Origin of the sequence: Bradyrhizobium ganzhouense (assembly GCF_049949285.1) — a bacterium.
In the GTDB taxonomy this organism is placed as follows: Bacteria; Pseudomonadota; Alphaproteobacteria; order Rhizobiales; family Xanthobacteraceae; genus Bradyrhizobium; species Bradyrhizobium ganzhouense.
On record NZ_CP181318.1, the window covers coordinates 7,055,068 to 7,070,353 of the forward strand.

10 protein-coding genes are annotated in these 15,286 nt (G+C 64.5%); 7 read left to right on the forward strand and 3 right to left on the reverse strand.

Annotated features, from left to right (window positions below):
- The first annotated feature begins 405 nt into the window (after nt 1-405).
- The 6 genes from ACLFLU_RS32750 to ACLFLU_RS32775 are packed head-to-tail and all read left to right on the forward strand — an operon-like array spanning nt 406 to nt 7,909.
- Nucleotides 406-3,255, forward strand: coding sequence for a bifunctional transaldolase/phosoglucose isomerase (locus tag ACLFLU_RS32750; protein ID WP_426408840.1), 2,850 nt, complete (start codon nt 406-408; stop codon nt 3,253-3,255).
- Nucleotides 3,256-3,268: 13 nt separating this feature from the next.
- A complete protein-coding gene (gene gnd / locus ACLFLU_RS32755) occupies nt 3,269-4,267 on the forward strand; it encodes a phosphogluconate dehydrogenase (NAD(+)-dependent, decarboxylating) (protein WP_426408841.1) in 999 nt (332 codons plus the stop codon).
- A gap of 28 nt (nt 4,268-4,295) precedes the next feature.
- Nucleotides 4,296-5,807, forward strand: a complete 1,512-nt coding sequence (zwf, locus tag ACLFLU_RS32760; protein ID WP_426408842.1) for a glucose-6-phosphate dehydrogenase — start codon at nt 4,296-4,298, stop codon at nt 5,805-5,807.
- Entirely contained in the window at nt 5,807-6,556 is a 750-nt protein-coding gene (gene pgl / locus ACLFLU_RS32765) for a 6-phosphogluconolactonase (protein ID WP_426408843.1), read from the forward strand. The genes zwf and pgl overlap by 1 nt, the downstream gene beginning before the upstream one ends.
- Complete coding sequence (locus ACLFLU_RS32770; protein ID WP_426408844.1) at nt 6,543-7,094, forward strand: gluconokinase; 552 nt, start codon at nt 6,543-6,545, stop codon at nt 7,092-7,094. The genes pgl and ACLFLU_RS32770 overlap by 14 nt, the downstream gene beginning before the upstream one ends.
- Nucleotides 7,095-7,096: 2 nt before the next feature.
- Nucleotides 7,097-7,909, forward strand: coding sequence for an HAD family hydrolase (locus ACLFLU_RS32775; RefSeq protein WP_426408845.1), 813 nt, complete (start codon nt 7,097-7,099; stop codon nt 7,907-7,909).
- A gap of 193 nt (nt 7,910-8,102) precedes the next feature.
- Here the strand turns inward: ACLFLU_RS32775 and ACLFLU_RS32780 are convergent, their stop codons facing one another.
- From ACLFLU_RS32780 to malQ, 3 genes are all read right to left on the reverse strand, one after another.
- A complete protein-coding gene (locus ACLFLU_RS32780; RefSeq protein WP_426408846.1) occupies nt 8,103-9,200 on the reverse strand; it encodes an ISAs1 family transposase in 1,098 nt (365 codons plus the stop codon).
- A gap of 131 nt (nt 9,201-9,331) precedes the next feature.
- On the reverse strand, nt 9,332-11,134 hold the full coding sequence (locus ACLFLU_RS32785; protein ID WP_426408847.1) for a glycoside hydrolase family 15 protein: 1,803 nt from the start codon (nt 11,132-11,134) through the stop codon (nt 9,332-9,334).
- Between the two features lie 32 nt (nt 11,135-11,166).
- On the reverse strand, nt 11,167-13,128 hold the full coding sequence (malQ, locus tag ACLFLU_RS32790) for a 4-alpha-glucanotransferase (RefSeq protein WP_426408848.1): 1,962 nt from the start codon (nt 13,126-13,128) through the stop codon (nt 11,167-11,169).
- Nucleotides 13,129-13,332: 204 nt separating this feature from the next.
- Between malQ and ACLFLU_RS32795 the strand changes: the two genes are divergently transcribed.
- Entirely contained in the window at nt 13,333-15,285 is a 1,953-nt protein-coding gene (locus ACLFLU_RS32795; protein WP_426408849.1) for a maltotransferase domain-containing protein, read from the forward strand.
- Nucleotide 15,286: the final 1 nt, after the last annotated feature.

The following is a 15,286-nucleotide window of genomic DNA, read 5'->3' on the forward strand; positions in this document are numbered from 1 at the left end:
GGGATGCGCCGATGCAGACGGCTGAGGCGATCAATGGTCGGTGATCGGCGGCGGCAACGCCGTCTCGATGTGCGTGCATGCTTTCCCCCAGCATGGCCATTCGCGATGGAGCCAATGACGATCGGCCAATGACAATCAGACGGATCGATAACCGCTGATGACACTCCGCGACGCGACAGATGTCCTCACGCAACAAACCGTTGGCCGAACCATCCCGGCCAAATTTTTATTTACGCAAAAGCACGACTGCCGCCTGGATCGCCATGATCGCGACGGAGTTAACCTGAGAGAATGACGCCAATACCCTTGATTGGTTCCCTCCCGGGAGCATGTGAGCTAAAGGATAGCGCGTCAGGACCGGCGCGGAAACCCCCTCCGCCCGCAGGCTTGGAGATAAAAAGCATCATGAATCCCGTCAAAGAACTGGAAAAGCACGGACAAGCCGTCTGGCTGGACTTCCTCGCCCGTGGCTTCATCGCCAAGGGCGACCTGAAGCGGCTGATCGACACCGACGGCGTCAAGGGCGTCACCTCCAATCCGTCGATCTTCGAGAAGGCGATCGGCAGCTCGGACGAATACGACGCTCCGATCGGCAAGGCGCTGAAGCGCGGCGACCGGACCGTGGCCGATTTGTTCGAGGCGGTCGCCATCGAGGACATCCAGAACGCCGCCGACGTGCTGCGCCCGGTCTATGACCGCCTCAAAGGCCATGACGGCTACGTCAGCCTGGAAGTCTCGCCTTACCTGGCGATGGACACCGCCGGCACAGTCGCCGAGGCACGGCGGCTCTGGAAGGACGTCAATCGCAAGAACCTGATGGTGAAGGTGCCGGCGACGCCGGAAGGCCTGCCGGCGATCGAAACGCTGATTGGCGATGGCATCAGCATCAACATCACCTTGCTGTTCTCGAAGGCGGTCTATCTGGAGGTCGCCGAGGCCTACCTCGCCGGCCTCGAGAAGTATGTCGCCGGCGGCGGCGACCCGTCGCATGTCGCGAGCGTGGCGAGCTTCTTCGTCAGCCGCATCGACAGCGTGGTGGACAAGCAGCTCGACGAGAAGATTGCGCGGGCCAACGATCCATCCGAGAAGGAGCGGCTGGCCGCGCTGAAGGGCAAGGTCGCGATCGCCAACGCCAAGGTCGCCTACCAGGACTACAAGCGCCTGTTCTCGGGCCCCCGCTGGGACAAGCTCGCCGCCAAGGGCGCCAAGCCGCAGCGCATGCTGTGGGCCTCGACCGGCACCAAGAACAAGGACTACAGCGACGTGCTCTATGTCGAGGAGCTGATCGGCCCCGACACCGTCAACACCGTGCCGCCTGCGACGCTCGATGCGTTTCGCGACCACGGCAAGCCGCGCGACAGCCTTGAAGAGAACGTCGACGACGCCCGCCGCGTGCTGGAAGAGCTGGAACGCTCCGGCGTCTCGCTCGATGCCATCACCGAAGAGCTCGTCAAGGACGGCGTCAAGCAGTTCGCCGACGCCGCCGACAAGCTCTACGGCGCGGTCGCCCACAAGCGCGCAACCGTGCTCGGGCCCGCGATTGACCGCCAGCAACTCTCGCTGGGTGACGGCCTCGGCAAGGCCGTGGCCAGGAGCACCGAGGAATGGCGCGCCTCGGCCAAGATCCGCAGGCTGTGGCAGCGCGACAAATCGGTCTGGACCGGGACGGACGAGGACAAATGGCTCGGCTGGCTCGACAGCGCGGCCAAGGCGGATGTTGCCGACTATGAGGACTATGCCAACCGCGTGAAGGGCCAGAAATTCTCGGACGCCGTCGTGCTCGGCATGGGCGGATCGAGCTTGGGGCCGGAGGTGCTGGCGGAGACCTATGCAAGGAAGGCGGGCTTCCCAAAGCTGCACGTGCTGGATTCCACCGATCCGGCACAGGTGCGGGCGATGGAGGCCAAGATCGATATCGCCAACACCGTGTTCATCGTCTCCAGCAAATCCGGCGGCACCACCGAACCGAACGCGATGAAGGATTATTTCCATGAGCGCGTGGCGCAGGCGCTCGGCCCGAAGGCCAAGACCGGCTTCCGCTTCATCGCGGTGACCGATCCCGGCTCCTCGCTGGAGAAGGCGGCGAAGAAGCTGAGCTATGCCCGCATCTTCCATGGCGAGCCCTCGATCGGCGGTCGCTATTCGGTGCTGTCGCCGTTCGGCCTGGTGCCGGCGGCCACGGCCGGCATCGACGTCAAGACCTTCATCAAGCACGCGCTCTCGATGGCGCGCTCCTGCGGGCCGGACGTGCCGCCAGCTGAGAACCCCGGCGTGCAGCTTGGTCTCGCCATGGGCCTTGCCGGCCTCGAAGGCCGCGACAAGGTCACGATCCTGTCGTCGAAGAAGATCGCCGATTTCGGCGCCTGGGCCGAGCAGCTCATCGCGGAATCGACCGGCAAGGAAGGCAAGGGCCTGATCCCGATTGCCGGCGAGCCACTGGGCGAGCCCTCGGTTTACGGCAACGACCGCTTCTTCATCGACATCCGCACCGAGGGTGAGGCGGACGCAGCGCATGACTCGGCGCTCGCCGCGATCGAGGCGGCCGGCCATCCCGTTGTGCGCATCGTGATGAAATCGATCGACCATCTCGGCCAGGAGTTCTTCCGCTTCGAGATGGCGACAGCGGTGGCAGGCAGCATCCTCGGCATCAACCCGTTCGACCAGCCGGATGTGGAAGCGGCCAAGATCAAGACACGCGAGCTGACGTCGGCGTACGAGAAGACCGGCGCGCTGCCGGCCGAACAGCCGGTGGTCAGCACCGCGGACGCCGATCTCTACACCGACGCGACCAACGCCGCGGCCCTCCGCGCCGCCGGCGCCAATGGCGACCTCACCTCCTGGCTGAAGGCGCACCTCTCCCGCTCCAGCCATGGCGACTATGTCGCCCTGCTCGGCTACATCGCGCGCGACAAGGCCACGATCGACGCACTCCAGGCGATGCGGCTCGAAGTGCGCGAGAAGCGGCATGTCGCGACCTGTGCCGAATTCGGCCCACGCTTCCTGCACTCCACGGGCCAGGCCTACAAGGGCGGGCCCGACAGCGGCGTGTTCCTCCAGATCACCGCCGATGATGCCAAGGACCTGGCCGTTCCGGGCCAGAAGGCGAGCTTCGGCGTGATCAAGGCGGCGCAGGCACGCGGCGATTTTGACGTGCTCACCGAGCGCGGCCGGCGCGCGCTTCGGGTGCACCTGAAGGGTCCGCTCAAGAAAGGTCTCGCGGCGCTCAACGCGGCGCTTAACGACGCGCTGAACTAAGAGGAATATCCCAATGCAACTCGGCATGATCGGCCTCGGCCGGATGGGCGGCAACATCGTTCGCCGGCTGATGCGCCACGGCCATTCGACCGTGGTCTATGACAAGGACGCCAAGGCCGTCGCCGGTCTCGCCGCGGATGGCGCAGTCGGCTCGGCGACGCTGGAAGAGTTCATCTCGAAACTGGAGCGGCCGCGCACGGCCTGGGTTATGCTGCCTGCGGGCCGCATCACCGAGCAAACGATCGACACGATCGCGGGCGTGATGCAGGAAGGCGACGTCATCATCGACGGCGGCAACACCTTCTGGCAGGACGACGTCCGCCGCGGCAAGGCGCTGAAGACGCGCGGCATCCACTATGTCGACGTCGGCACGTCAGGCGGCGTCTGGGGGCTCGACCGCGGCTATTGCATGATGATCGGCGGCGAGAAGCCTGTGGTCGATCGGCTCGATCCGATCTTTGCGGCGCTTGCGCCCGGCGCCGGCGACATTCCGCGCACCGAGGGACGTGACGGCCGCGATCCCCGCATCGAGCAGGGCTACATCCATGCCGGTCCCGTCGGCGCCGGCCATTTCGTCAAGATGATCCACAACGGCATCGAATACGGCCTGATGCAGGCCTATGCCGAAGGGTTCGACATCCTCAAGAACGCCAATATCGATGCACTGCCCGCGGACCATCGCTACGACTTCGACCTCGCCGACATCGCCGAAGTCTGGCGCCGCGGCAGCGTGATCCCGTCCTGGCTGCTCGACCTCACCTCGACCGCGCTCGCCGACAGTCCGGCGCTGGCGGAGTATTCCGGCTTCGTGGAAGATTCCGGCGAAGGGCGCTGGACCGTGAATGCGGCGATCGACGAGGCCGTGCCGGCCGAAGTCCTGACCGCGGCGCTCTACGCACGTTTCCGTTCCCGCAAGGAACACACATTCGCCGAAAAAATTCTCTCCGCGATGCGCGCCGGTTTCGGCGGCCACAAGGAGCCGAAGCAGCCGGACGCAGCCAAGCCAAGGTAACAAGCAACAAAGCGAAGGCCGATCATTCGTGACAAAAGACCCACAAACAAAGCGCAAGCCGGAAAATTGCGCCTTCGTCATCTTTGGCGCGACCGGCGACCTCACCCATCGGCTGGTGATGCCATCGCTCTACAATCTGGCGGCCGAGCATCTGTTACCGGAAAAGTTCTGCGTCGTCGGCGTGGCCCGCAACAGCCAGTCGGACGACGAGTTGCGCGACAGCCTGTTGAAGGGATTGCGGCAGTTCGCGACACGGCCCGTGGACGACGATGTCGCCCAGAAGCTGCTGCAATGCGTAACTTTCGTCGAAGCCGATCCGAAGGACCCGCCCTCCTTCGACCGGCTGCGCGAGCATCTGGATTCGCTGGAATGCGCGCAAGACACCGGCGGCAACCGACTGTTCTACCTGGCAACGCCGCCCGCCGCGTTCGCGCCGACGGCGCGTGAGCTCGGCCGCACCGGCATGATGAAGGAGAACGGCGCCTGGCGGCGGCTGGTGATCGAAAAGCCGTTCGGCACCGATCTCGTCTCCGCGCGGGCGCTGAACGCCGAACTCCTGAAGATCATGGATGAGCACCAGATCTACCGGATCGATCATTACCTCGGCAAGGAGACGGTGCAGAACATCCTGGTGCTGCGCTTTGCCAACGGCATGTTCGAGCCGATCTGGAATCGCAACCACATCGACCACATCCAGATCACGGTGGAGGAGAAGCTCGGCGTCGGCCATCGCGGCGGCTTCTACGACGCCACCGGCGCACTGCGCGACATGGTGCCGAACCATCTGTTCCAGCTGATGTCGTTGGTCGCGATGGAGCCGCCCGCGCGCTTCGACGCCCATTCCGTGCGTTCCGAGAAGGCCGAGGTTCTCAGCGCGATCCAGCAGCCGAATGCGGAGGAAGCGCTGAGAAGCTCGGTCCGCGCGCAATATCTCGCGGGCCGCATCGGCGAGGACGAGATCACCGACTATCGCAAGACCGAGGACGTCAAGCCCGGCAGCACCACCGAGACCTATGTCGCGCTCAAGCTGATGATCGACAATTGGCGCTGGGCCGGCGTGCCCTTCTATTTGCGCACCGGCAAGGCGCTGGGTCACAAGCGCACGGAAGTCGCGATCAAGTTCAAGCAGGCGCCGCTGTCGATGTTCTCAGGTACCGCGGTCGACCGTCTCTCGCAGAACTTCCTCACCATCGGCATTGCGCCGACCGAGACCATCGAGCTTCAGTTCAACGCCAAGATCCCCGGACCGAGCATCACCATCGACGGCGTCGAGATGAAGTTCAAGTACGGCGACTATTTCCGCGCCGATCCCTCCACCGGCTACGAGACGCTGATCTACGACTGCATGATCGGCGACAACATCCTGTTCCAGCGCGCCGACGGCGTCGAAGCCGGATGGCAGGCGGTGCAACCGTTCCTCGACGCCTGGAAGAACGCAGGCACCAACGGCATCGAGACCTATGAGGCCGGCAGTGACGGCCCCGCCTGCGCCGACGAGCTGCTGCGGCGCGATGGCCGCAGCTGGCGGAAGTTTTCGTGATGGCAGCGGCCGGGGAGCCGAAGCTGATCATCGTCGCCGATCCTGAGGCCCTGGCGCAGGCCGCGGCCGAGCGGGTGATGGCGCGGATCGCGGCCAATTCCGGCCGGATCGCGATCTGCCTCACCGGCGGCTCGAGCCCGAAGAAGCTCTATCAGCTGCTCGGCAGCGACGCCTGGCGTGGCAAAATCCCGTGGGATCGCGTGCACTGGTTCATCGGCGACGAACGCTTTGTCCCGGAGACCGATCCCCTCAACAACATGACCGTCGCGCGCGCCACGTTTCTCGACCGCAATGCGCCGGCCGGGCATATCCATCCGATCCCGACTACGGCCGAGAACCCCGACCAGAGTGCAGAAGCTTATGCGCGCGCGCTGCAGGCCTTCTACGGCTCGGACCAGCTCGATCCGATGCGGCCACTTTTCGATATGGTCCTGATGGGCGCCGGCCCTGATGGACACACCGCCTCGCTCTTTCCCGGCTATCCCGCTGTCGAGGAGACCACGCGCTGGGTCGTGGGCGTGCCCAAGGCCAATGTCGCGCCCTTCGTGCCGCGGGTCTCGCTGACGCTCCCCGCGCTGGCCTCGTGCCGCGAGATGCTGTTCGAGATTGCGGGGCATGACAAGCAGCCGATCTTGACGCGCCTCCTCAATGGCGAGACTTTGCCGGCTGTACGCGCGCGCTCGAATGGTGAGACCGTCTGGATGGTCGATAGGGGCGCGCTTCCGGAGGGAATTCGTGGCGGGCGTTAAAGCACCTTGTGCGTTGATCGTGATGGGCGTGTCGGGCTCGGGCAAGAGCACGGTGGCGGAATTGCTCGGCAAGCGGCTCGGCTGGCGATTCGAGGACGGTGACAGCTTTCACCCCGCGAGCAATGTCGCGAAGATGCGGGCCGGTCATCCCCTCACCGACGAGGACCGCTGGCCCTGGCTCAACGCCATCGCCGACGAGATCGCGCGGGTCTGCAACAAGGGCGAGCGCGTCATCATCGCCTGCTCGGCGCTCAAGCACACCTATCGCGACGTGCTGCTGCGCGGACGCGACGACGTGCGCTTCGTGTTCCTCAAGGGCACGCAGGAGCTGATCGCCGACCGGCTCGCGCACCGCAAGGGCCATTTCATGCCGCCCGGGCTCCTCACCAGCCAGTTCAATACGCTGGAGCCGCCAGAGGCGAGCGAGCACGTCGTCACGGCATCGATCGACGAATCGGTCGAGGCGATCGTGGACGGCATCATGCGGCAGCTGAAGATCGACGGCGGGAAAAGCAGGGCCAAGGAACCTAGGGCGTAGCCATGACGAAAATCTCACTGGTCGTTTCCGACGTCGACGGCACGCTGCTGACCAAGGACAAGACGCTGACGGACCGCTCGCGGTCTGCGGTGCAGCGGCTGCACCAGGCCGGCATCGGCTTCACCATCACCTCGAGCCGGCCGGCGATCGGCATGCGCTTTTTGATCGAGCCGCTGGCGCTATGGCTGCCGGTCGGCCCGTTCAACGGCTCCTCGATCGTCGACCCCGAGATGAATCCGGTCGAGCAGCACCTCATCCCGGCGGGCGCCGCCGCGCGAAGCTTGCAAATCCTCAGGGAGTTCGGCGCCGATATCTGGCTCTTCACTTACGACAAATGGCTGATCGACAATCCGACCGGAAAATATGTCGCGCATGAGCAGCACACGATCCGCTCCGAGCCGACCATCGTGACGGATTTCACGCCGTACCTTTCGAGCGCCTGCAAGATCGTCGGCGCCAGCGCCGATGCGGCGGGCCTCGAGGCCTGCGAGAAGGCGATGCAGCAAGCGCTCGGCAGCGAGGCCACCGCCGTCCGCTCGCAGACCTATTATCTCGACATCACCCCGCCCGGCTTCGACAAGGGCACCTTCGTGCAGGCCATGGCCAACCGCCTCGGCATCTCCACCGAGGCGGTCGCCACCATCGGCGACATGCAGAACGACCTTGCGATGTTCCGCGTCAGCGGCACCTCGATCGCCATGGGCAACGCCACCGACAGCGTCAAGGACCAGGCGACAAACGTCACCGCGACCAACGAGCAGGATGGTTTCGCCGAGGCGATGGAGATGATCTTGAAGCGGAACGGGGTAGGGTAGAGTCCTCATCCGATAAGGCCACACCGATCGCCACGACGGAGGTACGTTCCCTCCCCCCTTGTGGGGGAGGGCTAGGGAGAGGGGTGGCCCAGGAAAGAGTGTCTGTTGCTGATGATGCACCAAGAGTCGGTGCGCGACGGAAAGAATCCCCGTGTGGCACCCCCCTCCCCGCCCCTCCCCCACAAGGGCAGGGCTATCGCATGTGGCCGAGGAGCTCAAAAAGAAAGGCATCGTTCCAGCCGGCGCGCTTGAGCTTGAGGCGCAAGGAGGTGGTGGTGTCGGGGTGAGCCCTGGCCACATTGAGGGCAAGTCTTCTGAGTACGGCAAGGTTGGCCGGGCCGTTGTCCTTGCGGTTGCGGGCCAGATCCTCGTCGAGGATGACATCGAGCGGCCAGTGCAGGCCGTTTTCGATGGTCCAATGGGTGCGAACAATGCGCAGAACCTCCGTGCGACTGTAGTTTTGGCTCATCAGGAAGTAGCGCTCGACGGCTTTGTCCTTGCCGCGCTTGCTGCTGATCTGCGCGACGGCTTTGAGGCCAGGGAAGTTGTGCGTCTTCTCCATGTCCTTGACCGGCACGACAAGCGCGCTGCGCTTTTCCTTGCGCCCATGATCTGCATCGGTGGTGGCAACCGGCTTCTTGCCCTTGCGGACCGCTGCGGCAATCGCCGCCTTGGCGTCGGCCAGCAGAGCGGGCTGGTTCTCCTTCACTGCCAGCACGTAATCGCCGCCCCGTGCCACGATCTGCTTGGCCATCTCGCGATGACAGTGCAGCGCATCGGCTGTCACGATGCACCCCTTGAGTTGCAGCAGTTCGAGCAATTGCAAGGCGCCGGCGGCTTCGTTGTTGTTCGGCGCCAGAACATTGGCCAGCGCCATGCGCGTCTGCGCCGCCCACGCCGTCACCATGATCGGCGGCATGTGGCTTTTGCCGCGCTCGTAGCCCCGCCGCAGCGCCTTGCCATCCAGTGCGATCACGCCCTGCGGCCGTGCGATCTTCGCGCCCTCGGCGAAGGCTTCCATAAAGCGCCGGAACGCTGTCTCGAACGCCTTTGGATCGAGCATACGGAACACGCGACTGAACGTGTCATGACTTGGCAGCCCATGCTTGAGCACCAGCACGTCCTGCCAAAGATAGGCCTTCAGCCGTGCAAACAACGCCATGTCGGTGCAACTCGTCGCTCCGCACAACGTCGCCATCAGCGCAATGAACAAAAGCTCTGTCAGATCATGCAGCGCATTGTCCGCCCGCGGGTCAGGCAGGTCTTCGAAGCACTCCGAGAATCGATCCATCGGCCGCTCCTGCCAATTCAGGAGCCTCCTTCAGAATCGATTTCTGTCCAAATCGCAATGCCTTACAGAGAACGCTCACATGCGATTCCCCTGCCCACAAGGGGGGAGGGAACGGAGAGAGTGCCGCCCCCTTACTTCGACCGCTGCATCGCCGGCTTCTCGCTCGCGTGCCTTGCCGCCGAGAGATTATGCGCGGTGTTGATCAGCGCGATGTGGGTCAGCGCCTGCGGGAAGTTTCCGGTCTGGCGGCGCGCAACGGAATCATACTCTTCGGCGAGCAGCCCGACATCGTTCGCGAGTCCCGCGACGCGGTCGAACAGCTTCTGCGCCTTGTCGAGATCGCCCGCGAGCACATGAGCGTCGGCCAGCCACAAGGAGCAGGCCAGGAACGCGCCCTCGATCGGCTGCTGCTCCTCGGATATCGCGCGCGGATCATGCCGCAGCACGAAACCGTCACGCATTATCTGCTTCTCGACCGCTGCGATGGTGCCGCGGATGCGCGGATCGTCCGACGGCAGGAAGCCGACCGCCGGCAGCAGCAACACGCTGGCATCGAGCAGTTTTGAGCCATAGGATTCGACGAAGGCGTTTTCCTCCGCGTCAAAACCCTTGTTGCAGACATCGCGGTGAATGGCCTCCCGCAAGGCGCGCCAGTGCAGCAACGGCGCCTTGAAGCCAAACGTCTCGGCGCTCTTGATACCGCGGTCGAAGGCGACCCAGGTCATCACCTTGGAGAAGACGTAATGCCTGGGCTGGCCGCGCCGCTCCCAGATGCCGTGATCGGGCTGGTCCCAGACCTCGGCGAGATGCTGCAGCACGGCGCATTCCAGCGCCCAGGTCACTTCATCGTCGAGCTTGAGCTTGGCCATGCGCGACTGATGGAAGGCGTCGATCAGCTCGCCATAGACATCGAGCTGAAGCTGCGCATGCGCGGCATTGCCGACGCGCACCGGCTGCGCGCCCTCATAGCCGTCGAGCCAGCCCGCCTCCCATTCCAAAAGCCGCCGCTGGCCCCAGATGCCGTACATGATCTGCATGTTGGCGGGCGAGCCAGCCGCGGCGCGCAACAGCCAACTGTGCCACGCGGAGGCTTCCTCGGTGTAGCCCGAGTTCATCAGTGCCAGCAGCGTGAAGGTGGCATCGCGCAGCCAGCAGAAGCGGTAGTCCCAATTCCTGGCGCCGCCGAGCTTTTCCGGTAGCGACGTGGTCGGCGCTGCGACGATTCCGCCGGTCGGACCGAATGTCAGCGCCTTCAGCGTGATCAGCGAGCGCGTGATGAGATCGCGATACGGGCCATCATGCGTTGAGCGGCTTGACCACTCCTCCCAGAACTTTTCGGTCTCCCGAAACGCGATCTCCGGGTCGATCGGCGCGGGCGGATCGAGATGCGAGGGACCATAGGTCAGCACGAACGGCACGGTATCGCCGGCCTTGACCTCGAAGTCAGCAACGGTCGTCAGATCCTCGCCACGAGTCTCGACCGGCGTGCGCAGCACCGTCATGTCCTGGCCGGCAACCGCAAGCAGCGAATGGTCGATCCGCCGCACCCAGGGAATGTCGACGCCGAAACCGAAGCGGATCACGAGCTCCATCCGCATCTTCACCGTGCCCGCGACGCCCCGCACCAGTCGCACGATATCGGAGGCCTTGCCGCGCGGCGGCATGAAGTCGATCAGCGCGACGGTGCCGCTCTTCGTCTCGAAGCGCGTCTCGAGGATGAGGGTATCGCCGAGATAGCGGCGGGAGATGGCGGCGATATCGCCGCTCGGCGCGACCAGCCAGCGGCCGTTCTCGCGCGTGCCGAGGATCGCGGCAAAGCAGGCGTCGGAATCGAAGGCCGGCCAGCATAGCCAGTCGATCGAGCCGTGGCGCCCGACCAGCGCTGCGGTCTCGCAGTCGCCGATCAACGCATAGTCCTCGATCTTCTCTGACACTATCGTGCGAGCCCTGGAAGATCCCCGGCGGATCAACTCCCGCCGGGCAAAGAACGTTCCCGCGTCGCGGCCTTCAGAGCCGCGAGATCGACCTTCGCGGCGATCTTGTCGAGCGCGACGGGCAGGCGCTGGCGCCAGTTCGGATGCTCGTCAATCGTGCCGGGAATGTTGGGCTGGTCGATCACCCCGAGCAGGTCCTCCATCGACACCGCGAGCAGCCGCGACGGCGTGCGCGACAGGAAATTGAGCACCGAATAGAGATCGTTGGTGGTGATGCCGTTCTGACTCAGGATCTGATCGAGCCCGCCGAGCGCATTCCAGCGCGCCTGGTCGTCCTCGCCGGGATCGAGCCCGAGCGAGCGCTTCATCCTGAGATCGCTGAACGAGCGCCAGCCCGCATAGGTGCAGAGATCATGCGTGTTCAGCGTCACCAGCGCATTCGGCCGGTAATAGTCGATGTTGCGGAACTGGCCGGCGTCGTCGCGCTCGAACATCATGACGAGGTAGGACCAGATGCCGAAATCCTGCATGGTCTCGCGAAAGCCTTCCGGCACGGTGCCGAGGTCTTCGCCGATCACGATGCATTTATGGGTGACGCTCTCGCGCACCACCGCCGCCAGCAACGCCTCGAGCGGCATCTGCACATAGGCGCCATTGTCAGGCTTGAAGCCGCGCGGCACCAGGTACAACCGCTTCAGTCCGAGCACGTGATCGAGCCGGATCGCGCCGGCATGCCGCATCGAGGCGGCCACCATGTTGGCGAACGGCACGAAGGATTGCGCCTCCAGGCCGCCTGCGTTGAAGCCCGCAAGGCCCCAATCCTGCCCGACGGTGTTGAGCACGTCGGGCGGCGCGCCGACCGCGAGGTGGCGGGAGATCGCCGCCTGCTCGTTCCAGGCATCGAAGCCGTTGGACTGCACGCCGACGGCGACGTCGAGATAGAGCCCGACGCGCATGCCAAGCTCGGCCGAGAGCTCCTTGGCGGCACGCAGTTGCGAATCTGCGGTCCATTGCACGAATTCGACGAACTCGACCTCGCGCTTGTCAGGACCATTGCGCAATTCTGCGCATTTGGAATCGTCCGGCTGCTGCCATTCCGCCGGCCATTCCCACCACGGCGTCGCGAAACGATGCCGCAGCACCTCAAAGCAGGCAAAGCGCGACAACAACGGCCTCCGCTCGGCGCGGAAGGCATCGAACTGGTTGCGGCGGACACCGCTCGCGGTTTTCACGAAACTGTCAAAAGCAGCGCGCAGGCCCAACCATTTCAGCGCCGCCATGTCGGCATACGGGACACGATCACCTTCGCGCAGCCGCGCGGCGGTCGCGCCGGCGTCCGGGATGAGGTCGGCCGAATATTCGGGAATGGCTTCCACGTCGATATAGAGCGGGTTGAGAAACAGCCGGCTGTTCGGCGAATAGGGGCTGCAATCAGCCGGATGATCGTCGAACAGGACGTGCAGCGGATTGAGTCCGACGCCGTCGGCGCCGAGTTGCTTGGCGAGCCGGACCAGGCCGGCCAGATCGGTGAAATCGCCGATGCCCCAATTGCGATCGGAGCGGACGCTGTAGAGCTGCACGGCAAGCAGCCAGCCGCGGTCGAAATCGCCGCCAAAAGCCCGCTCGGGTGCCACGATCATCGGCACCTCTTCCGTCGCACCTCTGACATCAGTCAGTGTCAGCCTGTGATAGCCAAGCGGCAGGCCGTCGGGCCAGGCGATCACCGGCTCGCGCGTCTCGCCTTGCGCGATCACATTGCCGTTGCCGGTGATTTTCCATTGCAGCGGCGCCGCGCCGATGGCCGTAAGCTCGGTGCGCGGATTGCCCAGCGCACGTACCACGACCGGCCCACTGACGAAGCGGTAGACCCGCTTCTCCGGCAGGGCGTCGAGGATGGATTTGAGCGCCTCGGGCGCGGTGACCCGCAGCTTTCCGAGGGCATCGACGAATTCGGATTGAACGCCCTTGATCCGGGCTTGAGCTAAAAGGTCCATTCGGCACGCAGCTTGCAGGCCATTGTCAGGCCGGGGGCATCGATTTTAACGTGGTCGCGGAAGAGGTTAGTCGCACTTAACTCACAAACCGCGCCTCCCGTTCCCAAGGGGAACCAATGACACACAAGCGGCTTTCTATATAGGTACCAAGCGTAGGTTCCCGACAAGGGAAACGGGCCCTGCACTCTTGTCAATGGCATCACCGTGAACAAGACAATTCAAACTGTCGAGAGTGCCGCTTCAGGCAGCGCTTTCCTCATCGAAGATATCTATCCGTTGATCGATGGCGGCCGTTTCGCCGTGAAGCGGATCGCGGGCGATCGCGTCGAGGTATGGGCCGACATCTACCGCGGCGGCGACGCCACCATCAGCGCCGCGCTGATCTGGCGCGGCGAGCAGGAGCGCGAATGGCGGCGCGAGACCATGACCCATCATGGCGATGACCGCTGGTCCGGCGCGTTCGTGCCGACCGAGCCCGGCCAATATATCTATGCCATCGAAGCCTGGACCGACGAGTTCGCCACCTGGCGTCACGGCGTCGAACGCAAGCGGCTATCCGGCGGCGACGTCACGCTCGATGCCATCGAGGGTGCGGGCCTGCTGACCAAGGCGCACGGCGCGCGACAGGACGCTGCGGCCGTGATCGTCAGGCAATGCGAAAACTATCTCGGCAGCGGCGATGTCGCGCCGCTGCTTGCGACCGAATTGGGCGAGGCCATGGCCGAGAGCCAGGCGCGCCCTGACCTGGCCCGCTCACAGAACTTCCCGCTGATCATCGACCGCGCCAGGGCGCGCTTCGGCGCATGGTATCAGATGATGCCACGCAGCCAGAGCCAAAGCCTGAGTCAGGTGCCGGGCCAGCACGGCACACTCCGCGACTGCATCGCGCGCGTGCCTGACATCGCCGCGATGGGCTTTGACGTCCTGTATTTCACGCCGATCCACCCGATCGGCCACACCCACCGCAAGGGCCGCAACAATGCCGCCGTCGCAACCGAGGGCGAGCCCGGCTCGCCCTATGCGATCGGCGCGGCCGAGGGCGGGCACGATGCGCTGCATCCCGAGCTCGGCACCATCGAGGATTTCCGCGCGCTGGTCGCGACCTGCCTCGAATACGGCCTCGAGCTCGCGCTCGATTTCGCCGTGCAATGCTCGCCGGATCATCCCTGGCTGACGCAGCACCCGGAATGGTTCAAATGGCGGCCGGACCGTTCGGTGCGGGCGGCGGACGGCCCCTATTCGGATATCGTCATCCCCGATTTCGCCTCCGTCGACCGGATCGGACTATGGAACGCGTTCCGCGATGCCATGCTGTTCTGGATCGACCATGGCGTCACCATCTTCGCCATCGACAATCACGACACCGCGCCGCTTTCGTTCTGGGAGTGGCTGATCCGCGACATTCGCCTGCGGCATCCCGAGGTGATCCTGTTCTCCAAGACCTTTGCGCGACCGAAGCTGATGAAGGGTCTCGCCAGGCTCGGCTTTGCGCAATCCTTCAGCTATTTCCCCTGGCGCACCGGGAAATGGGAGCTGGAGCAGTATCTCGGCGAGCTCTCGCGCTATCCCGAGCGGGATTTCTATCGGGCGAACCTGTTCGTCAACACGCCGGACCTGCTGCCCTATCATCTCCAGAGTGGCGAGGCCTGGATGTTCAAGTCGCGCGCGGCACTGGCGGCAACGCTGTCGGGCAATTACGGCCTCTATAGCGGCTTCGAGCTGCTCGAGCACGAAGCCGTTCCCGGCCGCGAAGAATATCAGGATTCCGAGAAGTACCAGATCAAGCAACGCGACTGGGACAAGCCCGGCAACATCAAGCCCTACATCACCGCGCTCAATCGCATCCGCAACGACAACCCGGCGCTCCAGCAGACCACCAATCTGCGCTTCCTCGGCTTCGATGACGGCGAGACCATCGCCTTCGCCAAGGAGGCGGCCGCCAACACTGTCGTCGCGGCCATCGCCCTCTCGCGCCATGTGCGCGAATTCTGGTTGCCGCTCGGCGACCTCACCATCGACGTCGGCGGCGAACGCCGCCACGTGACGACAATCGAAAATCTCATGACAGGCGAACAGTCCCGCATCGAATGGGGCGGGATCAGGTTGCGTATCGATCCCGACCGCGATCCGGCGCTCATGTTCCGCTGCCTGGCGTAAG